General features: G+C 72.8%; 20 protein-coding genes. 9 read left to right on the top strand and 11 right to left on the bottom strand.

The window, feature by feature from the left end:
* Nucleotides 1–91: 91 nt before the first annotated feature.
* From ACIRVH_RS13535 to ACIRVH_RS13550, 4 genes are all read right to left on the bottom strand, one after another.
* On the bottom strand, nucleotides 92–466 hold the full coding sequence (locus ACIRVH_RS13535; protein ID WP_003977404.1) for an RNA polymerase-binding protein RbpA: 375 nt from the start codon (nucleotides 464–466) through the stop codon (nucleotides 92–94).
* A 278-nt stretch (nucleotides 467–744) separates the two neighbouring features.
* Nucleotides 745–2,091, bottom strand: coding sequence for an MFS transporter (locus ACIRVH_RS13540; protein ID WP_403951876.1), 1,347 nt, complete (start codon nucleotides 2,089–2,091; stop codon nucleotides 745–747).
* A gap of 61 nt (nucleotides 2,092–2,152) precedes the next feature.
* Nucleotides 2,153–2,920 carry a glycerophosphodiester phosphodiesterase gene (locus ACIRVH_RS13545; RefSeq protein ID WP_403951878.1) on the bottom strand — a complete coding sequence of 256 codons (768 nt, stop codon included), beginning with the start codon at nucleotides 2,918–2,920 and terminating at the stop codon, nucleotides 2,153–2,155.
* Nucleotides 2,917–3,570, bottom strand: coding sequence for a YitT family protein (locus tag ACIRVH_RS13550; protein WP_403951880.1), 654 nt, complete (start codon nucleotides 3,568–3,570; stop codon nucleotides 2,917–2,919). The genes ACIRVH_RS13545 and ACIRVH_RS13550 overlap by 4 nt, the downstream gene beginning before the upstream one ends.
* Before the next feature lie 102 nt (nucleotides 3,571–3,672).
* Here ACIRVH_RS13550 and ACIRVH_RS13555 point away from each other — a divergent pair, with 102 nt between their 5' ends.
* Complete coding sequence (locus tag ACIRVH_RS13555; protein ID WP_403951883.1) at nucleotides 3,673–5,181, top strand: PLP-dependent aminotransferase family protein; 1,509 nt, start codon at nucleotides 3,673–3,675, stop codon at nucleotides 5,179–5,181.
* A 133-nt stretch (nucleotides 5,182–5,314) separates the two neighbouring features.
* On the opposite strand, the gene ACIRVH_RS13560 is transcribed toward ACIRVH_RS13555, so the two are convergent.
* Together ACIRVH_RS13560 and ACIRVH_RS13565 are read right to left on the bottom strand one after the other, a co-directional pair.
* Nucleotides 5,315–6,904 (bottom strand): hypothetical protein, encoded by a 1,590-nt coding sequence (locus ACIRVH_RS13560; RefSeq protein WP_403951886.1) that lies wholly within the window; start codon nucleotides 6,902–6,904, stop codon nucleotides 5,315–5,317.
* 40 nt (nucleotides 6,905–6,944) lie between these two features.
* Entirely contained in the window at nucleotides 6,945–7,139 is a 195-nt protein-coding gene (locus ACIRVH_RS13565; RefSeq protein ID WP_094220804.1) for a hypothetical protein, read from the bottom strand.
* Nucleotides 7,140–7,402: 263 nt separating this feature from the next.
* On the opposite strand from ACIRVH_RS13565, the gene ACIRVH_RS13570 reads away from it, so the two are divergent.
* The 5 genes from ACIRVH_RS13570 (at nucleotide 7,403) to ACIRVH_RS13590 (ending at nucleotide 12,988) form a co-directional block, all read left to right on the top strand.
* On the top strand, nucleotides 7,403–7,795 hold the full coding sequence (locus ACIRVH_RS13570; protein WP_403951889.1) for an ankyrin repeat domain-containing protein: 393 nt from the start codon (nucleotides 7,403–7,405) through the stop codon (nucleotides 7,793–7,795).
* Nucleotides 7,796–8,095: 300 nt separating this feature from the next.
* Nucleotides 8,096–9,514 carry a HEAT repeat domain-containing protein gene (locus ACIRVH_RS13575; RefSeq protein ID WP_403951892.1) on the top strand — a complete coding sequence of 473 codons (1,419 nt, stop codon included), beginning with the start codon at nucleotides 8,096–8,098 and terminating at the stop codon, nucleotides 9,512–9,514.
* A 197-nt stretch (nucleotides 9,515–9,711) separates the two neighbouring features.
* Entirely contained in the window at nucleotides 9,712–10,845 is a 1,134-nt protein-coding gene (locus tag ACIRVH_RS13580) for a glycosyltransferase family 4 protein (protein ID WP_403951895.1), read from the top strand.
* Nucleotides 10,842–12,023 carry a glycosyltransferase gene (locus tag ACIRVH_RS13585; RefSeq protein ID WP_403951898.1) on the top strand — a complete coding sequence of 394 codons (1,182 nt, stop codon included), beginning with the start codon at nucleotides 10,842–10,844 and terminating at the stop codon, nucleotides 12,021–12,023. Before ACIRVH_RS13580 ends, ACIRVH_RS13585 begins: the two co-directional genes overlap by 4 nt.
* Entirely contained in the window at nucleotides 12,020–12,988 is a 969-nt protein-coding gene (locus ACIRVH_RS13590; protein WP_403951901.1) for an SGNH/GDSL hydrolase family protein, read from the top strand. The genes ACIRVH_RS13585 and ACIRVH_RS13590 overlap by 4 nt, the downstream gene beginning before the upstream one ends.
* On the opposite strand, the gene ACIRVH_RS13595 is transcribed toward ACIRVH_RS13590, so the two are convergent.
* From ACIRVH_RS13595 to ACIRVH_RS13615, 5 genes are all read right to left on the bottom strand, one after another.
* Nucleotides 12,889–13,758 (bottom strand): biotin-dependent carboxyltransferase family protein, encoded by an 870-nt coding sequence (locus ACIRVH_RS13595; RefSeq protein WP_403951903.1) that lies wholly within the window; start codon nucleotides 13,756–13,758, stop codon nucleotides 12,889–12,891. The two genes, ACIRVH_RS13590 and ACIRVH_RS13595, sit on opposite strands and share 100 nt — an antisense overlap.
* A 40-nt stretch (nucleotides 13,759–13,798) precedes the next feature.
* Nucleotides 13,799–14,416: an allophanate hydrolase subunit 1 gene (locus ACIRVH_RS13600; protein ID WP_403951906.1), complete on the bottom strand. Its 618-nt coding sequence runs from the start codon at nucleotides 14,414–14,416 to the stop codon at nucleotides 13,799–13,801.
* Nucleotides 14,413–15,171 carry a LamB/YcsF family protein gene (locus ACIRVH_RS13605; protein WP_403951910.1) on the bottom strand — a complete coding sequence of 253 codons (759 nt, stop codon included), beginning with the start codon at nucleotides 15,169–15,171 and terminating at the stop codon, nucleotides 14,413–14,415. Before ACIRVH_RS13605 ends, ACIRVH_RS13600 begins: the two co-directional genes overlap by 4 nt.
* Before the next feature lie 64 nt (nucleotides 15,172–15,235).
* Entirely contained in the window at nucleotides 15,236–16,075 is an 840-nt protein-coding gene (locus tag ACIRVH_RS13610) for a putative hydro-lyase (RefSeq protein WP_403951913.1), read from the bottom strand.
* Nucleotides 16,072–17,391 carry an MFS transporter gene (locus ACIRVH_RS13615; RefSeq protein WP_403951915.1) on the bottom strand — a complete coding sequence of 440 codons (1,320 nt, stop codon included), beginning with the start codon at nucleotides 17,389–17,391 and terminating at the stop codon, nucleotides 16,072–16,074. Before ACIRVH_RS13615 ends, ACIRVH_RS13610 begins: the two co-directional genes overlap by 4 nt.
* Before the next feature lie 163 nt (nucleotides 17,392–17,554).
* Here ACIRVH_RS13615 and ACIRVH_RS13620 point away from each other — a divergent pair, with 163 nt between their 5' ends.
* The 3 genes from ACIRVH_RS13620 (at nucleotide 17,555) to ACIRVH_RS13630 (ending at nucleotide 20,912) form a co-directional block, all read left to right on the top strand.
* The gene (locus ACIRVH_RS13620; protein WP_403951918.1) at nucleotides 17,555–18,262 is read left to right on the top strand and encodes a GntR family transcriptional regulator; all 708 of its coding nucleotides are present in this window, start codon (nucleotides 17,555–17,557) and stop codon (nucleotides 18,260–18,262) included.
* A gap of 96 nt (nucleotides 18,263–18,358) precedes the next feature.
* The gene (locus ACIRVH_RS13625) at nucleotides 18,359–19,888 is read left to right on the top strand and encodes a hypothetical protein (protein ID WP_403951921.1); all 1,530 of its coding nucleotides are present in this window, start codon (nucleotides 18,359–18,361) and stop codon (nucleotides 19,886–19,888) included.
* Between the two features lie 133 nt (nucleotides 19,889–20,021).
* The gene (locus ACIRVH_RS13630) at nucleotides 20,022–20,912 is read left to right on the top strand and encodes a hypothetical protein (protein WP_403951923.1); all 891 of its coding nucleotides are present in this window, start codon (nucleotides 20,022–20,024) and stop codon (nucleotides 20,910–20,912) included.
* Nucleotides 20,913–20,952: the final 40 nt, after the last annotated feature.

Consider the following 20,952-nt stretch of genomic DNA (forward strand, 5'->3'; position numbering starts at 1 on the left):
TTTCCAGCAGGCGACTGTCTCCGGGCAGCGCGAAACCGCGGGCGCCGTACGTCTTCACGTACGGCGCCCGCGGTTACTCGTGTGTCTCGCGTTACGCGCTCTTGCGGCTGTCTCGCGGGTGAACGGCGATGTTCATCGCCCCCGAACGCAGAACCGCCAGACGCTCCTCGAGGACCTCTTCGAGCTCCTCACGGGTGCGCCGCTCCATCAGCATGTCCCAATGGGTACGCGCGGGCTTGGCCTTCTTCTCCTCAGGGCCGTCGCCGTCCACCAGGAGTGCCTGGGCCCCACAGACCTTGCACTCCCACTCCGGCGGGATCTCCGCCTCGACCGAGAAGGGCATCTCGAAGCGGTGCCCCTTCTCACATGCGTACTCCACGGCCTGGCGCGGAGCCAGGTCGATACCGCGGTCCGTCTCGTAGCTGGTCACTACGAGGCGCGTACCGCGAAGAGCTCGCTCACTCATGAATCGTGCCTCCCGGGCTTGTCGCCCACAGGACAGGTGTCGCTGTCGTCGTCATCCGGTCAACGTCCGGTCGGCGGTAAAGATTCCCGTTCCGAGTCCCGTTCCGGGTCATGCGTCGCCGTCGTAGCCGCCCCTTGTTCTACCCACAGGCGCCCGGTTTGTCACATCTGCTAGCAGATGTCACCCAGCGTTTCGGCATCTTTGACGCGCAGTAACGGTACGCCTGGCAGGCCAAACGCGTACACTACCGCCCTTTCGCGCCGAACGCTAAATCGTTCCTAGATCCTTTCCGGAACCGGGTTTCCCGCCTCGCCGATCGCCTGCCGCACCGGCACCCTCGCGAGCAGGACGAAACCGATGACGAAGAAGGCCACCAGCGAGATGATCGCGGAGCGATAGCTCCCGGTCAGCTGGTAGGTCACCCCGAACAGCAGCGGGCCGAGCCAGCTCATCCCGCGGTCGCTCATCTCGTACGCGGAGAAGTACTCGGCCTCCTTGCCCGGCGGCACCAGATGCGAGAACAGCGACCGGGACAGCGCCTGGCTGCCGCCGAGGACCAGTCCGATTCCGGACGCCAGCACGAAGAACCACACCGGCGCCCCGGCGGGCAGGAAGTAGCCTGCCCCCAGCGTGACCGTCCAGGCCACCAGCGAACCGAGGATCGTCCGCTTCGCCCCGTAGGTCCGGGCCAGCCGCCCCATCGTCAGCGCCCCGGCCACGGCCAGCACCTGCACCAGCAGCACCGCACCGATGAGCGTCGACTGCCCGAGTCCCAGCTCCTCGGAGCCGTAGACCGAGGCCTGGGAGATCACCGTCTGGATGCCGTCGTTGTAGATGAGGTACGCCAGCAGGAAGCCGAGCGTCAGCGGATGCCGGCGCATGTCCCGGACGGTCGCAGTGAGCTGCCGCAGCCCGGGGGCCGTCGCGCGCTCCACGCGCGCGTGCCGGTCGCGCAGCCGGCTCAGCGGTACGAGCGTGAAGACGCCCCACCACAGTCCGGCCGAGGCCAGACAGACGCGGACCGCAGCCGTCTCGGAGAGGCCGAACGAGTCGTGCGCCGAGTACAGGACGAGGTTGGCCACGAGGACCAGGGAGCCCGCCGCGTAGCCGAAGGCCCAGCCCCGGGAGGAGATCGCGTCGCGCTCCTCGGGCGGGGCGATCTGCGGCAGGTAGGAGTTGTAGAGCATCATCCCGACGGACTGCGCCGCGTTCGCCACGATGAGGAGCACCCCGCCGAGCAGATAGCGGTCGCCGTCGAGGAAGAACATGCCCGTCGTCGCGGCGGCCCCCGTGTACGCGGCGGCCCCGAGCAGCGGCTTCTTCCGGCCGGTGCGGTCCGCCGCCGCGCCCACCAGGGGCATCAGGACGACGGCCACGATCACCGACAGGGACACCGAGTAGGCGAAGAAGGAGCCCGCCCGGACCGGTATCCCCAGCGGATGCACATAGCCGTCGGCGTCGGCCGCCTTCTCGGCCACCGCGGTGAGGTACGGGCCGAGGAAGACGGTCAGAACGGTCGTCGAATAGACCGAGCACGCCCAGTCGTAGAAGTACCAGCCGCGCTGTTCGCGCCGCAGCCCCGCGGCCTCGTCGGCCGCATGTGTCCGCACGGTCTCGGTGCCCACCCGTGCCCTCGCTTCCCCGCAGAAGTGCCGTGCGAAGGCGCGGCCCGGTCGCCCCGGGTGCTCAGACCCAGACGCCGCGGTCCTCCATGACCTTGCGCAACGTGTCGATGTGATCGGTCATGATGCCATCGACACCCAGGTCCAGGAGCCGGTGCATCCGCTCCGGTTCGTTGATCGTCCACACGTGCACCTGGAGTCCGAGCGCGTAGGCGGCGCGGACGAAGCGCTCGTCGACCACCGGGACGCCCGACTGGGCCTCCGGAACCTGCGCGGCGACCGCGGAACGGCGCAGCGAAGCCGGCAGCCCCCAGGAGCGCAGCCGCAGACTGAGCACCCCGCGCGTGCCGAACGAGGTGGCCAGCCGCGGCCCGGCCAGCCGCTGCGCCCGCAGCACCCGCGCCTCGGAGAAGGAGCCCACGCAGACCCGGTCCCAGGCGTTCGTGCGCTCGATCAGCTCCAGGAAGGGCCGCAGCGCCGGCTCCGCCTTGAGGTCCACGTTCCAGCGGACCTCGGGGAAGGTCTCCAGCAGCTCTTCGAACAGCGGTACGGGTTCCCGTCCTCCCACGCGCGCGTGGGACACGTCCTGCCACGGCAGGTCGGCGATGCGGCCCGCGCCGTCGGTTACCCGGTCGAGCGTGCTGTCGTGGAAGGCGACGAGCTTGCCGTCCGCCGTCGTGTGGACGTCGGTCTCGATGTACCGGTAGCCCAGGTCTACCGCGCGCCGGAACTGCGCCACGGTGTTCTCCAGCCCGTCGGCCGCCCCGCCGCGGTGAGCGAAGGCGATAGGGCCCGGGTGGTCGAGATAGGGGTGGCGTATCGCGGTGGTCACGGACGCAGTATCGCCCCTTCGGGTTGCCCGGTGGCAACGACTGTGCTTCGCCCCGGTGCCGAAGGGGCGGCGAAGACGCGCAGGAAGAACTGGGCGAGCGGGCCGATGGACAGCGCGTACAGGACGGTGCCGATGCCGACGGTGCCGTCGAGGGCGAAGCCGGTCGCGACGACGGTGACCTCCACGACGGTGCGGATCAGCCGGATCGAGCGGCCCGTGCGTCGGTTCAGCCCGGTCATCAGGCCGTCGCGCGGGCCCGGCCCGAAGTCGGCGGAGATGTAGAGGCCGGTCGCCATGCCGTTGAGCACGACGCCCGCGAGGAGAAGGGGCACCCGGACCGCCAGGGAGTGCACGTCCGGGAGCACGTCCAGGGTGGCGTCCATGGCGAAACCGATCACCAGGACGTTGGAGACGGTGCCGAGTCCGGGGCGCTGCCGCAGCGGGATCCACAGCAGCAGGACGGCCGCGCCCACGATCGTCAGGACCAGCCCCATGCTGAGTCCGGTGTGCTCGGCGAGCCCTTGGTGCAGGACGTTCCAGGGCTCCAGCCCGAGACCCGCCTTCACCAGGAGCGCGGAACTCGCGCCGTACAGCGCGAGCCCCGCGTACAGCATGAACAGACGTCGGCCGAGACGACTGGGAGTGGACACGAAATACCCCCCTGGGTGGTGGCGGTGGCCTGATGCATGTCACTCTGTGGCTTGGGATGCAAACCCATCCATGGCCAATTCGGGGAAGGTGGACTGATCGTCATGGCGCAGTGGACCTCAGCGGTGGGGGCCGCGCAGCTCGCCCGGCTGCTGACCTCCCAGCAGGACCGCCCGGCCGGCCCCGGCACGCGCCGGCCGCCCGCCTACCGCGCCCTCGCCGACGGCATCCGGCTCCTCGTGCTGGAAGGCCGCGTGCCCGTGGCCGCCCGGCTCCCCGCCGAGCGCGAACTGGCCCTGTCCCTCTCCGTCAGCCGGACGACGGTCGCGGCGGCCTACGAGGCCCTGCGGGCCGAGGGCTTCCTGGAGTCCCGGCGCGGCGCCGGCAGCTGGACCGCCGTACCGGCGGGCAACCCGCTTCCCGCGCGCGGACTCGAACCGCTGCCCCCGGAGGCCCTCGGCTCGGTGATCGACCTGGGCTGCGCCTCGCTGCCGGCCCCGGAGCCGTGGCTCACCCGTGCCGTGCAGGGGGCGCTGGAGGAACTACCGCCCTACGCCCACACACACGGCGACTACCCGGCCGGACTGCCGGCCCTGCGCGCGATGATCGCCGAGCGCTACACCGCGCGCGGGATCCCCACCATGCCCGAGCAGATCATGGTGACGACCGGCGCGATGGGCGCCATCGACGCGATCTGCCATCTCTTCGCGGGCCGCGGTGAGCGCATCGCCGTCGAGTCACCGTCCTACGCCAACATCCTCCAGCTGATGCGGGAGGCGGGCGCGCGACTCGTGCCCGTCGCCATGGCCGAGGGGCTGACCGGCTGGGACATGGACCGCTGGCGCCAGGTCCTGCGCGAGGCCGCGCCCCGGCTCGCGTACGTCGTGGCCGACTTCCACAACCCGACGGGCGCGCTCGCCGACGAGGACCAGCGGCGTCGGCTGGTGGACGCGGCCCGCTCGGCCGGGACCGTTCTCGTGGCCGACGAGACGATGACCGAGCTGTGGCTCGACGAGTCGTTCGGCCAGGGTGCGATGCCGCGCCCGGTCTGCAGCTTCGACCCGGCGGGCTCGACCGTCGTCACGGTCGGCTCGGCCAGCAAGGCGTTCTGGGCCGGCATGCGGATCGGCTGGGTGCGTGCCGCCCCGGACGTGATCCGCAGCCTGGTCGCGGCGCGTGCGTACGCCGACCTCGGCACCCCCGTGCTGGAGCAGCTGGCCGTGAACTGGCTGTTCAGCACGGGCGGCTGGGAGCAGGCCGTCGCCCTGCGGCGGAGCCAGGCGCGCGAGAACCGGGACGCCCTGGTGGCCGCGGTGCGCCGCGAACTGCCCGACTGGGAGTTCGAGATCCCCCAGGGTGGCCTGACCCTGTGGGTCCGTGCCGGCGGCCTCTCGGGCTCGCGGCTCGCCGAAGCGGGGGAGCGGGTCGGCGTCCGTGTCCCCTCCGGCCCCCGCTTCGGCGTCGACGGCGCCTTCGAGGGTTACCTCCGCCTCCCGTTCACGGTCGGCGGAGCGGTGGCGGAGGAGGCGGCTGCGCGCCTTGCGGCGGCGGCGCGGCTGGTGGAGACGGGGGCGACCGGTGGCGGCGAGGCGCCCCGCACGTTCGTGGCGTAGGTGAGACGGTCGCTGCGAGTTCGGCATCGGGTGTGTGGGGCGGGTCGCGCCCACGCGGCGGAGCCGGATGTCGATGCGGCCGGGGGTGGGCGCGGCGGCACCTTGCCGGCGCCCAGCCGCAGCCGACGCTCGCCTACGAACTCTCGGCGGCCAGTGCCTCCGCAGCCAACGGTTCCGTCTCCGGTACGGCCTCGACGGGAGTCGTACGCGGCGGCAGCAACTCCAGCACCGCCTGCCGGTCGGCATCGGTGGTGGCGTCGTCGTAAGGATCAGGAGTCGACGGCACCTGGAGCCGGTGCACCGGCCCCGATCCCAGCCGCGCATACCCCCGCCCCGGTGGCACCTGCGCCGGTGTCGTCGTGCGCGCGCGCATCCCCAGTACCGCCTCCACCTGCTCAGGCGTCGCAGGCCCCAGTACGACACGCGCGCGTGTGTGCTGCCGTACGCCCTCGCTCAACGCATCCACGCTGTCGAACTGTTCGGCCACGGCCACGGTCACGTTCGCCGCGCGGCCGTGCCGCAACGGCATCTGGAGGAAGGTCTGCGGATCCTTGCGGCCGTCCGCCGCCATGAGGTGGGTGAAGACGCTCGGCCGGTCCAGCAGGATCCACAGCGGGCGCCGGGTGTCCTCGGGCGGCGCGTCGCCCGCCTGCCGGGCCCGGTTGATGGCGATGAGCCGCCGCTCGGTCTCCTGCGCGGCCCACTCCAGGCTGGCCAGCGCCCCGGCCGGAGCGCATTCCACGGCCAGCACACCGTCCCGTCCGATCAGACAGGCGTACTCGCCGGTGCCCCCGCCGTCGACGATCAGTACGTCGCCGTACTGGAGGGCCTGCAGGGCGATCGAGCGCAGCAGGGTCGAGGTGCCGCTGCCGGGGTGGCCCATGGCCAGCAGGTGCGGCTCGGTCGAGCGGATGCCGGTGCGCCAGACGACCGGTGGGACGTCGCGCTGTTCCTCTCCGTAGGAGAGGGGAAGCGTCCGTTGGACCTCGCTCGGATCGGTGAACCCGAGCACGGTCTCGCCCGGCGCGGTGACGAAGCGCTGGGCGGCGATGTCGGTGGGCAGCGGGGCGAGGACGGTCACCGTCAGCCGGTTGCCCTCCTCGTCCCACTCGAAGTGGTACTCACGGCCTCGCCCGGCCTTCGCGGTGAGCAGTTGCTCGATCCGCGCGCGGGCCGCGGGCTCGCCGTCCGGGAAGTAGGCGGGGTAGCGGATCACGAGATGACCGAAGCGCCCGCCGTCGTCGAACTCGTGTGTGTCGAAGGCCTTCTCCCACTCCCCGCCGTGCGCGTACAGCGGCGCCGGGTCCTCGGTGGTGGAGAAGTACGGCACCAGTGCCTCGTACAGGGACTGGAGCCGCTCGGTCTGGGACTCGTCCGGCCCTTCGGGGGCCGGCGGGGTGCGGTCGCGGCCCTGCCAGGCCGCCGCCGCCATCAGGGTGATGGCGGCGAGCAGCGGTCCGTACGGCACCAGCGCCACGAACAGGACCACGGAGGCCGCCAGGAACAGCAGCGGCCCACGCTTGTCCTTGGGTGTCTCGGCCCACCTGCGCCGTCCGGCCGAGGCCAGCCGGCGCAGCCCGCGCGAGATGGTGATCAGCGGGTGGAGGACATCGGTGGCACTGTCGGCCGCCGTCCGGGCCAGCTCCCGACTCCGGGCGATCTGCGTCCGGGCGATCTGTGCGCTGTCTTTGCTCAGAATGCGGGGGAGAGGGCGCCGGGCCACTGCTGTCTCCTGTTGGTGCGTACGGGCGGGAGGTGGGGCGTCAGAACTTGATGCCGCCGAGGAGGCTCGCCAGGCTCTCGCCGCCGGCCTTGATGCTGGGGGCGATGGCCGTGCTCGACAGGTAGAAGCCGAACAGGGCCGAGACGGCGGCGTGCGAACCCTTGAGTCCGTCCTTCCTGAAGAAGAGGAAGACGATGATGCCGAGCAGGAGCACGCCTGACAGGGAGAGGATCATTTGAGGTCTCCTGGTGTCGAGAGGGGACAGTCACCATGAGTACTTCCAGGATCACAGGATGTATCTATACGATAAAAGGTGCAACCGGGTGAAATTCGGTTGATTTCCCCCGGGTGGCGGAGCCACCATGGGCCGGTTGAGCAGGGCGCTTGCGTCCGGCGGGGTCTGCAGTGATCTTTACCTCGGGCACTTCGGGTCATGTGAGGCGCGAGCCAGTACCCTTGCGATTCACCTGAACGGTTGTAAGAGAGGCGGTCCGGCCGATGAGTGAAGCCCCCGACCCCGAGGTCGTGGAGCTGGCGACCAAGATCTTCGATCTGGCCCGGCAGGGGCAGACCGAGGAGCTGGTGGCGTACGTCGACAAGGGCGTTCCGGCCAACCTCACCAACGACCGTGGCGACTCCCTCGTGATGCTCGCCGCCTATCACGGTCACGCCGACGCGGTGCGCGCCCTGCTCGCCCGGGGCGGGGACGTGGACCGGATCAACGACCGAGGCCAGACCCCGCTCGCGGGAGCTGTCTTCAAGGGTGAGACGGAAGTGATCAGGGCCCTCCTGGAGGGCGGCGCCGATCCCGCCGCGGGTACTCCCTCGGCCGTGGAAACGGCACGTATGTTCGGTAAGGCGGAACTCCTGGAACTGTTCGGCGCACACTGATGCGGACGTCCTGACCAGGTACGACACAGAAAACGGGGGAGGCGGTACGGGGCCGCCGGAAATACGGTCGCGGCAGCACACACCGCGGGTCATCATGACGACGTGATTCACGGACGCGATGGCTGGGCAGGTGTTGCCGCACCGCGCGGACCGTGATGCGGTCCGCATGGGCCACCAACGAGAGGCAGAGAGAAATGGTCTACAGCAAGCAAGAGACGGCGGGCGCTCCGACGTTGTGTCACGCGGCCAGGTAGTGCGTGTTTCCCGGTTGCGTCGACGCTTGATGTGAGGCTGTTTCCCATGTTCGATCCGGTCATAGCGCCCAGCGGTACGCTGCTCGGCCTGCTCCAGCGCGGCCGTGGCGACGGCACGCTGCACGCGCTCACCGCCCCGCGAGCCGAGGCGCTCGCGGCCCTGAACCACTGTGTGCTGCGGGACCCCCGCCACGACTGGCAGGTGGAGAACCGCTCCCTCTACTACGCCCGGCTCTACCTCGACCTGAACGGTGAGCTGGACGCCATCGAGGCGCACCTCTTCGACCCCGAGGACGTCCTCGACACCGACGAGTCCCGCACCGGCCTGGCCCTGGCGGTCCTCGGGCACCTCGCCTCCTACGGCAGGCGGGACGCACTCGAACTGCTGCGCAGGTACGCCGCCCACGGGTCCAGCTGGGCCTGGGCCCTGGACGAGCTGGCCCTCAGGGACGACGACGCGGGCCTGCGCGCTCTCGCCGCCCCGGTGCTGGCCCGCTTCTCCACCGACCCCGAGGGCGAGGCCGAGCTGGCCGCCGCCGTGCGCGACGCCTTCGAGCCGAGGCCCTGGCGGCTGTGGGCCGAGGATCCGCGCGAATCGATCGCCACGCGCGTGCGTGCCGCCCAGGAGGCCGGCTGCTTCGACCGCTGGCAGCGCCAGATGCGGCCCACCGGGCCCCGCCCCGGGTGGAGCGTGCGAGCCGTCTTCGAGTGGGCCCAGCAGGGCATCGAGCGCGGCGCCGCACTGCATGTCCCGGCTGCCCGCTGTCTGGTCGCCGTGGCCGGCCCCGAGGACCGGCCGGAGATCCTCCAGGCCGCGAGGAACGGCATCGACGGCGCCCGCTGCACGGCGTTGCGCTACCTGGCCGACAGCAACGATCCCGCGGCCCTCGACCTGATCGAGGCCGCCGTCGCCGACGGAGCGACGGTCGTCGTGGAGGCCGCCGTCGACGCCTTCGAACGGATGCGCAGCATCGCCGCCGTGGACCGCGCGCGGCGCTGGGCCCAGCGCCCCGACGCCCTCGGCGCCTCCGCCGGACGTGTGCTCGCCTGCCGCGGCGGAGCCCAGGACAGCGACCTCGTCCTCGGCGCCCTGCGTGAGGCCGTACGGGGTGAGGGTCCCGACGCGCCCACCCTGTGGACCCTGGTGGACGGCACCGGACGCCTCGGCATCGCCTGCGCGGCCCCCGTCCTGCGCCACATCTACCGGGAGACGGCCTCCTCCCATCTCCGCGGCCGCGCCGCCCGGGCCCTGGCCGCCACCGATCCCTCCTTCGCCACCGGCTTCGCCGTCGAGTGCCTGTGGGACTGCGAGGAGACCACCCGGGAGATCGCCGCCCGGCACGCCGAGACCGGCGACGCCCGGGTCGTCGAACGACTCCGCCGCCTCGCCGCCGACCCGGCCGAGGAGGACGAGGTACAGACAGCGGTCCGCAGCCGTTTCGGACCGGACGCACAGGCCATGTGACCCTCGCCGAGCACCGTCACACGCATACGGGACGGGCGGGAGACCGCCCGTCGGGTGAACACCGGATGACCCGCGGGTCAGGCGGACATGGCGGCCGGCTGACCCGCTCGGGTGTGCAGTCCAACGCTCATGGGACGTTCCCCGTTCGGAAAGATCGACGTTGACGCCGCCACGTCCGGCGCGGCGACAACACCCGTATGCGTGTCGTCATAGTGACCGAATCCTTTCCCCCCGATGTGAACGGCGTCGCCCACTGCGCGCTCCAGACCGCCCGGCACCTCGTGGATCGCGGCCACCACCCGCTCGTCGTCGCGCCGGCCACCGCACCTGGCACCAAGGCCGACGCCCTCGAGGCTCCGTGCCCCGTCGTCCGTGTCCCCTCCCTCCCCCTTCCCGGCTACCCCCAGGTCCGCGTCGCGCTCCCCAGCCGGCGCCTCGCCGCGGCGCTCGCCGAGCACCGCCCCGATGTGGTCCACCTGGCCAGTCCCTTCGTCCTCGGCGTCCGTGGCATGGCCGCCGCCGCCCGCTTCGGCATCCCCGCCGTCGCGGTCTACCAGACCGACCTGGCCGGATACGCCCGTACCTACATGGGCGCCGGCGAGGCGGCCGCCTGGCGTCGGATCCGTTCCGTGCACTCCGCCGCCGACCGCACCCTCGCCCCGTCCAGCGCCGCCCTGCACGACCTGGAGACGCACGGCGTACCGCGGGTACGGCTGTGGCCGCGCGGTGTCGACACCGTCCGTTTCCGGCCAGAGCACCGTGACGAGGCACTGCGCCGCGAACTGGCCCCGAACGGCGAGCTGATCGTCGGCTACGTCGGCCGGCTCGCTCCCGAGAAGCAGGTCGAACTCCTGGCCGGTGTGTGCGGCCTCGAGGGCGTCCGGGTCGTGGTCGTCGGCGACGGCCCGAGCCGGGACCACCTGGACGAGGCCCTGCCCGGGGCCGTCTTCCTGGGCCGCCGCACCGGCGACGAACTCGCCCGGATCTTCGCCTCGCTGGACCTGTTCGTGCACACCGGCCCGTTCGAGACCTTCTGCCAGACCGTCCAGGAGGCCATGGCCAGCGGCGTTCCGGTGGTCGCACCCGCCGCGGGCGGCCCGCTGGACCTGGTCGCCCACGGCCGCACCGGACTGCTCGTCCCGCCGCGCGACGCGAACGCGGTCACGGAGGCCGTACGCACCCTGACCGCCGATCCGAACCTGCTGGCCACGTACGGCGCCGCCGGGCGGGCCATGGTCGAGGGCCGCACCTGGGCCGCCGTCGGCGACCGGTTGATCGCGCACTACGAGGACGTGCTCGCCGCGCGCCAGAAGACGGTGGTGACGGTATGACCGGCTCACCCCTGCGCATCGTCCGGCTGGCCAACTTCGTCACCCCGGCCTCCGGCGGCCTGCGCACGGCCCTGCACGAACTGGGCAAGGGCTTCCGGGCCGCGGGCCACGAGCCGGTGCTCATCGTGCCGGGCGAGCGGCACACCGACCGCGACACGGAGCAGGGCCGGGTCATCACCCTGCCCGGACCGGTGCTGCCCGGCACCGGCGGCTACCGCGTCCTGACCGACAAGCGGCGCGTGGCCGCCCTCCTGGAGAACCTGGCCCCGGACCGTCTGGAGGTCTCCGACCGCACCACCCTGCGGTGGACCGGCCGCTGGGCGCGCCGCGCGCGCGTGCCCGCCGTGATGGTCTCCCACGAGACCGCCGACGGCGTGCTGCGCACCTGGGGCCTGTCCGAGAAGCTCGCCGCCCGGACGGCCGACTCCCTCAACACCCGCACCGCGCACGTCTACTCGCGGATCGTGTGCACCACGGAGTTCGCCGAGCGCGAGTTCGTACGGATCGGCGCGCGCAACGTCGTACGCGCCCCCCTGGGCGTCGACCTGATGGAACGCCACCCCGCCCTGCGGGACCCCGCGCTGCGCGCCCTGCACGCGCGCGGGAACGAGGCGCTGCTCGTGATGTGCTCCCGGCTGTCCGTGGAGAAGCGGCCCGGCACCGCCCTGGACGCCCTGGAGGCACTGCTGCGGCGCGGCCGGCGGGCGGTGCTCGTGGTGGCAGGGGACGGCCCGCTGCGGACACGGCTCGAACAGCGCGCGCGGGAGCGCGGGCTGCCGGTGACGTTCCTGGGGTACGTCGCCGACCGGGCCGCGCTCGGCGCGCTCCAGGCGTCCGCCGACGTGTGCCTGGCGCCCGGACCCGCCGAGACCTTCGGGCTGGCCGCACTGGAGGCCATGGCGTGCGGGACACCCGTGGTGGCCAGTGCCTCGTCGGCGCTGCCCGAGGTGATCGGGGCCGCGGGGGCCGCCGCTGCCGACCGCGCGGACGCGTTCGCGGACGCCGTGGAACTGCTCCTGTCGCGCACCGAGCCCGAGCGACGGGAGGCGGCACGCGCGCGTGCGGAGTGTTTCGGCTGGGGAACGGCGGTGGAGGCGTTCCTCGCGGCGCACGACGCGGAAGTACTGAAGCGCGCCGACGCCCCGGCCCGGCCCGGTGCCCGGGAGGGCGTGGCATGAGATCCGTCCGCTTCGTGGCCCTCGGGGACTCGCTCACCGAGGGCGTCGGCGACCCCGCCGGGGACGGCTGGCGGGGCTGGGCGGCGTTGCTCGCCGGCGGCCTCGCCGAGGACGCCGGACAGGTGGAGTTCACGAACCTCGCCGTCAGCGGGGCGCAGACACGGGACGTGCTCGAACGGCAGACCCCGGCCGGTCTCGAACTGCTCCCGGACGTGGTGTCCGTGGTCATCGGCGTCAACGACACGTTGCGCCACACCTTCGACATCCACGCCGTGGCCGACCGGCTCGACCAGGTGTACGCGGCCTTCACCGCCCAGGGCGCCACGCTGCTCACCGCCTGTCTGCCCGACCCCGGCGCGATGCTGGGCCTCCCGGGCGCCCTCGCCCGCCCGCTGGCCCGCCGGCAGCGGGCGGTCAACGCGGTCGTCCACGAGCTGTCCGACCGCTACGGCGCCGTCCACCTGCACGCCGCGGAGGGCACCTGGCTCACCGACCGCGCCCTGTGGAGCGCGGACCGGCTGCACCCGGGCGAGCGCGGGCACCGGCAGCTCGCCGTGCACTTCCACGGCCTGCTCACCGTGGCGGGCCGGGCCACCGGCGCGCCGCCGTCATCCGAACCGGAGTTCCCCGCGCCCACCCGCTCGGCGAGCCTGCTGTGGCTCGCCACCGCCGGCACCGCCTGGGTGATCCGGCGCTGCAACGATCTGCTGCCGCAGCTGCTGCGGCTGGCCGCCGACGAAGTGCGCCACCGGGCGTGGGGCACCAGCGCCCGCCTGGACCTGAACGCCTCCGCCGCGGTGTCCGAGGCGCTGGCCGCGCTGACGAGGACGGAGCAGCCGGACGCCGCCGGTGCCGACGCCGAGGCTCAGCGGCGCCGCACCGCCACGAACCGCACCGTGGTGCCCGGGACCGCCTGCGCGGCCGCCGGGAGATCGGCGCCGCGGACCACCGCGATCACCGGGTAGCCCCCGGTGGTCGGGTGGTCGGCCAGGAACACCACCGGACGGCCGTCCGGCGGAACCTGGACCGCGCCGAGCACCATGCCCTCGCTGGGGAGTTCGCCGGTCCGGGCCCGCTCCAGGGCGGGCCCCTCGGTGCGCAGGCCGATCCGGTTGCTCGCCGAGGACACCCGGTACACGCGCGTGGTCAGATCCCGGACCGCGCGTGCGGTGAACCAGTCGTCGCGCGGGCCCGGCGTCACCCGGAGCACGAGTTCGGCCTGCGGACCCGGCTGCGGGACGGCGTCCACGCGCGCGGGAGGGCCGGCCGGGGTGCCCAGCGGCAGCACCGTGCCGTCCGTGAGCGGTGCGGGGCCGAGTCCGGACAGCAGGTCGGTGGCACGGCTGCCGAGGACCGGCTCGACGGCGATGCCGCCGGACACGGCCACATAGGCGCGCACACCGGCCACGGCCGCGCCCACCTCCAGCAGCGCATCGGCGGGCACGACGACCGGGGCGCCCCAGGCCGCCGGGCGGCCGCCCACGGTGACCGGGCAGGGCGCGCCCCCGACCGCCACGGTCACCGTCGAACGGGGGCGCAGGGCACAGCCGTTGAGGGTGGTCTCCAGGACGGCCGACTCCGGCGGATTGCCGGCCAGCCGGTTGACGAGGGCCGCCGTCTGCGGGTCGAGGGCTCCGGAGCGGGGCACGCCGAGGTGCGCGTACCCGGGCCGGCCGCGGTCCTGCACGGTGGTCAGCGCCCCGGCCCGCACGACGACGAGAGCTCGGTCGGTCATACGGCCCCCAAGGGCGTGAAGCTGTTGCGAGGGCGGCCGGTCATGGCTCTCCCACCGGTACGAAGCGCACGCGCGCGCCCGGTGAGAGCAGCGCGGCCGGTACGCGCGCGTGGTCCCACAGCACCGCCTCCGTCGTGCCGATCAGCTGCCAGCCGCCCGGCGAGGAACGCGGGTACACGCCCGTGTACGGTCCGGCCAGCGCCACGGCACCGGCCGGCACCGCCGTGCGCGGGGTGGCCCGGCGGGGGACGTCGTAGCGGGCGGGCAGCCCGGTGAGGTAGCCGAAGCCGGGCGCGAACCCGCAGAAGGCCACGGTGAATTCGGTACCCGCGTGGATCCGGGCCACCTCGTGCTCGGACACCCGCCAGTGGGCGGCGACCTCGGCGAGGTCCGGGCCGTCGTAGCGCACGGGCAGCTCGATCGGCTCCCGCGCGCGCGGGGGAGCCGGAGGTACCCCGGAGGAGGTCAGTTCGGATGCCCAACGGAGCGGGTCGGCCAGGCCGTCGAGCAGGACCGTACGGGCCGCCGGGACGATCTCTCGGACGGCCAGCGAGCCCTCCGCGCGACGCCGCAGCAACTCCGCGTGCAGGGCCTGCGCCTGCTCGCCCGAGGCGGTCTCCACCAGCAGGGCGTCGTCACCGACGGGAAGTGCCCTCATGCGAAGGCCTCCACCCGCAGGCCCGCCGTCACCAGCCGCTCGCGCACCCGGCGCGCCAGCTCGACCGCGCCGGGCGTGTCACCGTGCAGACACAGTGAGCGGGCGTGTACCTGGATGTGTGCACCGGAGTGCGCCACCACCGCGCCGGAGCGCGCGAGGCTCACCGAGCGCTCCACGACGGCGTCCGGATCGGTCACCACGGCGCCGTCCCGGCCACGCGGCACCAGCGTGCCCTCGTCGGTGTAGGCGCGGTCGGCGAACGCCTCCGTGACGGCCGGCAGGCCCGCCTGCGCGGCCAGCTCGAGGACCCGCGAGCCGGGCAGCCCCAGCACCGGCAGCGAACCGTCGGCCAGGAGGACGCCGTCGACCACGGCCGCGGCCTGCTCCTCGTCGTGCACGACCCGGTTGTAGAGCGCCCCGTGCGGCTTGACGTACGCCACGCGCGCGCCCGCCGCCCGCGCGAACACCTCCAGGGCACCGATCTGGTAGGCCACTTCGGCCGCCAGCTCGGCGGGCGGCACGTCCATCGCGCGCCGCCCGAACCCGGCGAGGTCCCGGTAGGAGACCTGCGCGCCGATCGTCACCCCGCGCTCGGCCGCCAGCTCGCACACCCGGCGCATGGTGGCCGCGTCCCCGGCGTGGAACCCGCAGGCCACGTTGGCGCTGGTGACGACGGACAGCAGCTGCTCGTCGTCGGTCAGCCGCCAGCGGCCGAAGCCCTCGCCGAGGTCGGCGTTCAGATCGATCGCGGTCATGGTCTTCCGTGTCTCCGGTTCTCGTGTCGGGTGCTGCTCGCCGGCGTCGGCCGACGCGCCGGTGTCAGTCGACGCCCACCACGCGGTACTGCTCGTCACGGGCGTCGGTCAGGAACATCCGGCCCGGCGCGTGGGTGATGGCGAACGGCGGTCGCGAAGCCATCACGGCCGCCTGCGGGGTCACCCCGCACGCCCAGAACACCGGGATGTCGTCGGGAGCGGCGTCCACCGGGTCGCCGAAGTCGGGCCGGCCGAGGTCCGCGATGCCCAGGGTCGCGGGATCGCCGCAGTGCACCGGGCCGCCGTGCACGGCCGGCAGCAGGCCGCTCTCCCGGATCGCGGCGCGCAGGTGCTCCGGCGGTACCGGGCGCATGGACACGACCATCGGGCCGCGCAGCCGGCCCGCCGGGCGGCACTGCCTGCCGGTCACGTACATCGGCACGTTGCGGCCCTGCTCGACGTGCCGGATCGGGACGCCCGCCCCGGCCAGCGCCCACTCGAAGGTGAAGCTGCAGCCGAGCAGGAACGACACCAGGTCGTCCCGCCAGTACGCGCGCACGTCCGTCGGCTCCTCGACCAGCTCGCCGTCCTGCCACACCCGGTAGCGCGGCAGGTCGGTGCGCAGGTCCGCGCCCTCCGCGAGGACGGTGGTGGTCGACCCCGCGTCCGTGACGTCCAGCACCGGACACGGCTTCGGGTTGCGCTGGCAGAACAGCAGCATGTCGTAGGCCCAGTCGGCCGGCACCGCGATCAGGTTCGCCTGTGTGCTGCCGGCCGCGACGCCCGCCGTGGGGCCCGCAAGGCCCTCCCGGAAGCGGGCCCGTGCCGTTTTCGCGCTCCACGCGTGCGCGTGCTCGTCGACGAGGGTCACGGGCCGGTCCTCGATACGGTTCACCCGCGTCATGCCAGCTCCTTCCCGCGCGTCTCCGGCAGCCCGAGCAGCGCCAGTGCCGCGAGGCCGTAGCCGATCGCGCCGAACACCAGCGCACCGCCCACGCCCCAGCTGTCGGCCAGGAAGCCCACCAGGGTCGGGAACACCGCGCCCACCGCGCGGCCCGTGTTGTACGTGAAGCCCTGCCCGGTGCCGCGCACCGCCGTCGGGTACAGCTCGCTCAGGTAGGAGCCGAAGCCGCTGAAGATCGCCGACATGCAGAAGCCGAGCGGGAAACCGAGCACCAGCAGCAGGGTGTCGGCGCCCTGCGGGATGTTCGCGTACGCCAGGATGCACACGGCCGAGAGCAGGGCGAACAGCCAGATGTTGCGGCGCCGGCCGAGCCGGTCGGTGAGGTGGCCGCCGGTCAGGTAGCCGAGGAAGGCACCCGAGATCAGGAAGGTCAGATAGCCGCCGGTGCCGACGACGGACAGGCCCCGTTCGGTCTTCAGGTACGTCGGCACCCAGGTCGCCAGTGTGTAGTAGCCGCCCTGCACACCGGTGGACAGCAGGCTCGCGAAGACCGTCGTGCGCAGCAGACCGGGCTCGCCGTCCCTGCCGGGCCGGAAGATCGCCGCGAACGAGCCGCGCCGCGGGTTCTGTTCACGGGCCGCCGTCGCCGCGGGCGCGTCGTGCACCCGGCGGCGCAGCCACACCACGAGCAGCGCGGGCAGCGCCCCGGTCCAGAACATGATGCGCCAGGCCAGATCGTCGCCGGCGAAGGAGAACACCAACGTGTAGACGATCGCGGCCAGCGCCCAGCCGACCGCCCAGGAACTCTGGATCGCGCCGAGCGTACGACCCCGGTGCTTCGCGCTCGCGTACTCGGCGACCAGGATCGCCCCGACCGCCCACTCGCCGCCGAAGCCGAGCCCCTGCAGGGCCCGGAAGACGAGCAGGGTCTCGTAGTCGGGCGCGAAGCCGCAGGCCACGGTGAAGACCGCGTACGTGATCACAGTGATCATCAGGGCCCGGACGCGGCCCACGCGGTCCGCGATCACGCCCGCCACGGCACCGCCGATCGCGGAGACCACCAGCGTGACGGTGGTGAACAGGGCGGTCTGGCCGCTGTCCAGGCCGAAGTACGCGGCGAGTGCCACCATGCTCAGCGGCAGTGTGAAGTAGTCGTATGAATCCAGGGCGTATCCGCCGAAAGCTCCGGCGAAGGCGCGTCGGCCGCGCGGGCCGAGGGCGTGCAGCCAGCCGAACGCGCCGTCCTCGGCGGCGCGTTCACCCGGTTCCGGTCGTACGCCCGCGGTCGCCGACCGGGGCGGAGGGGTCGTGCTCATGGGCACCTCGCAGAGAGAGGACGGAGGGTGCGGGAAGTGAGCAGTGCCGTGCGGAAGCTGTGCCGTGCTGAAGCTGTTGCGTGCGGAGCACCGTAGAGGATCGTTCAACGATCCTTCAATACCCACGTTGTCTCGTTCCGGGGTCTGCGATTGAATTCCGGGCATGGCAGAGCAGCTGACGGGACTGGCCGACGACCGTGCCCTCCTGGGGCGCACCAGCACCGCCGAACGGGTCTCCGACATCCTCCGGAGCCGGATCGCCGAGGGCTATTTCCCGCCGGGCACCCGCCTGTCCGAGGACGCCATCGGCGGCGCGCTCGGGGTCTCCCGCAACACCCTGCGCGAGGCGTTCCGGCTGCTCACCCACGAGCGTCTGCTCGTCCACGAACTCAACCGCGGGGTCTTCGTCCGGGTCCTGACCGTGGAGGACGTCGAGGACATCTACCGCACCCGGGCCCTGGTCGAGTGCGCGGTCGTCCGGGGCCTCGGGGAGCCGCCCCACCGGCTCGACGGCCTGGCCGCCGCCGTCACCGAGGGACAGCTGGCGACCCACGAGAATGACTGGAAAGCACTGGGTACGGCCAACATCCACTTCCACCGGGAACTGGTCGCCCTTGCCGGCAGCGAGCGCACCGACGAGCTGATGCGCAGCGTCTTCGCCGAGCTGCGGCTCGCCTTCCACGTCGTGGACGACCCGCGCCGGCTGCACGAGCCCTACCTCGCCCGCAACCGCCAGATCCTGCAGGCGCTGCAGGACGGGGACCGGCGCGGTGCGGAGCGGCTGCTGGAGACCTATCTCGCGGACTCGCTGGATCGGGTCGTCGAGGTGTACCTGCGGCGGGTCGGCGAGGACGGCACCGGCGCCTCCTGAGCGGCGGACCGGGCCGGCGCCTCTTGAGTGTCTGTGACGGCCGTCGTTTCTGCGCCGTTTTAGTCGTTGTCAGACCGAGGACCTAGTCTGTGCACCGTGACTTCGCCTGCATCGACGGACAGCGTTCCGGCCCAGCTCAGCGCGGGGCCGCGCCCGGCGCCGGGCCCGGCCGCCGACGAGGGGCTGGCCCGTCGGCTGCGCGCGCTCGCCTGCACCGCGCCGCTGCACGACCTCGACGCACGCAAGGCCAATCTTGCCGGCGAGTACTCGGTGTACGGCATGGCCGAGGTGGCCCTGGCCGCCATCGACCTGGTCACGCTGAACATGGACTTCGACACGGGCGCCGACCACGAGCAGATCGTGGCCCGGCTCGCCCCGCGCATCGCCGCCCAGGCCCCGCGCCGCCCCGTCGCCGAGCACGAGCGCGTGGCCCGCTGGGTCCTGGAGAACCTGATCAACGTCGGCAGCGTGGACCGCGGCTTCCGCGCGGTGTACGGCACGTTCGCGCCGGACGGCACCTATGTCCGCCGTGACTACGACTTCAAGCTGATCGAGGAGGTCCCCGGCCCCGGCGGCACGGTCTACCTCCGCACGACGGACGAGGCGGTCAACGTCCTGGTCGGCGCCCTGGACACCGATGTCACCAGCGCGCAGATCGCCGCCGAGGTCAAGCTGGAGGTGCTGATCAATCGCGGCCGCCTCGCCGACGCCCAGCTCGCCGCCGAGCAGGCCCGCTACCGCACCGTGCAGTACTCGGAGACCCTGCGCCGCGCCCTGGAGGCCACCCGGCGCAACGTCCGCGCGGTCGACTGGCTGGGCGCCGTGCCCGACATGATCGCCGAGGCCCTGGACCACGTGGCCGACCGGTACCGCCACGAGAACGCGATCCTCACCAACATCCGCAAGGCCCGCGACGAGACCGAGGACTCCGAGCACAAGCGGCGCGCCGCCGAGCTGGTGGACATCGTCAAGGACTGCATCCGGCGGCACACCCTGCTCCAGTCGCGCCTGCTGGAGGCCGGCCCCCTGTTCCGCGCCGAACAGGACCGGCAGGCCTTCGCCACACCCGCCGCGACCTCCGGGACGGACCTGTACGGCCATGTGGTCGCGCCCGTGCTGCCGTTGCCCCTGGAGCAGGCGATCCGGGTCACGGACGCGTTCTTCGCCAACGGCACGGGGTTGCGTACGCCGGTGTCGGTGCGGGTCGCCGACCTCGTCGACATACTGCTGACGCCGCCGGTGGAGCGGGAGCACCTGGGCGCGGAGATGCCCGAGCCCGACCTGATCGCGACGCCGGACGACAGCCGGTTCAGCGAGGAACAGCTGGCAGCGGCCAAGGAGTTGCTGGACCTGCCGGCGGATGCGCCGCGGAGGTTGTCCGGGCTGCTGGCGGAGGCCAGGGACTCCGGTGGGTTCGATCTGGCGTACCTGGTGGCCCTGTTGGCGGTCCACGCGGCCAGCCCCGCCGTGGGTACGGCGTATCGCCAGGGCGAGGAGACGCTGTTGTTCGCCGTGGACGACGGGACCGAGCTGGACGATCCGGACTTCGGTGGGGCCGATCTGATCGTCGGGACCGCCTTGCTGGATGCGGCGGGGATGGCGGCGGATCGAACGGAAGCGGCGTGATGGTCCAGCCGGTGGGCGAGCACGGATCCGTTGTCGCCGGCCGCGCCCCGCGGCGAAGCCACACATGGATGCAACCCCACGCCCCTCGGGGAGTTGCACCCTCCCTCAGTTTCAAGAACAAGGAGTTGTGTCCGTGAGCGAGCACGTCGAGTGGAGTGAGGCGGAGAGCCCCGCCGCGCCGGCGACCACCGCCGTCACCCCCGCCGACGCCGCCGACGCGGCGCGGCTCGTCGCCTTCGGGCTGCAGCCCAGGCTGCAGCCGGCGCGTGACCAGGAGTACACGGAGCTGCTGCGCCGCTACCGTGACGATCCGGCGTTCGCGCGGCTCGCGGACGCCGTCGCCGCCGGTCTCGGGCTCGTCGTACTGGAGGTGTCCCCGCGCGCGGGGATGGCCGTGACGGCCGCCGAGGACTCGGTGTTCGCCGTCCGCATGGGCGACTACGCGCGTCGCACCGCCGCCGACTCGGGGGACCGGTTTCTGCACGGACTGGCCCATCTCGCCGTGGCCGCACTGGCGTTCCCGCGCCCGGAGGACCTGGCCGACGACTCCTACATCGGCCGGGTGACCGTCAACGGCGTCGACGCCTTCGTACGGCAGGCGTGCCGCCGTCTCGAGGAGCGCGCCGAGGAGCAGGGCGACAACACCGACCCGGCGACCGACGCGCCCGGGCTGGAGGCCGCCTGGCGGATCTGGGCCAGACGCAGCGCGACCGGCGCCACCAAGGACGCCCGCCGGCTCGCCGGTTCCACCACGGGCATCGTCGGCAAGGCGGCGGCCTTCCTCACCGACTCGGGGTTCCTGCAGCGCACCGGCGACGACCACGGCGGCACCTACCGCACCACGGCCCGCTACCAGCTCCAGGTGCGCGACATGGCGGGCAGCGCCGCGATGGCCGAACTGCTGGAGCTGGGCGTCGTCCCGGTCACCGACGGCACGGCCAGCCTGCTGCCCGCCGACGACACCGACGACCTGGACCTGGTGGCCGGCGCCGGGCTGCCGTTCCACGCGCCTTCGCACCCCTGACCTACCTCCCCGATCTGCCAGAAGACTGACGAGAGTCCGC

It is taken from the genome of Streptomyces sp. NPDC101165, assembly GCF_044768135.1.
Lineage (GTDB): Bacteria > Actinomycetota > Actinomycetes > Streptomycetales > Streptomycetaceae > Streptomyces.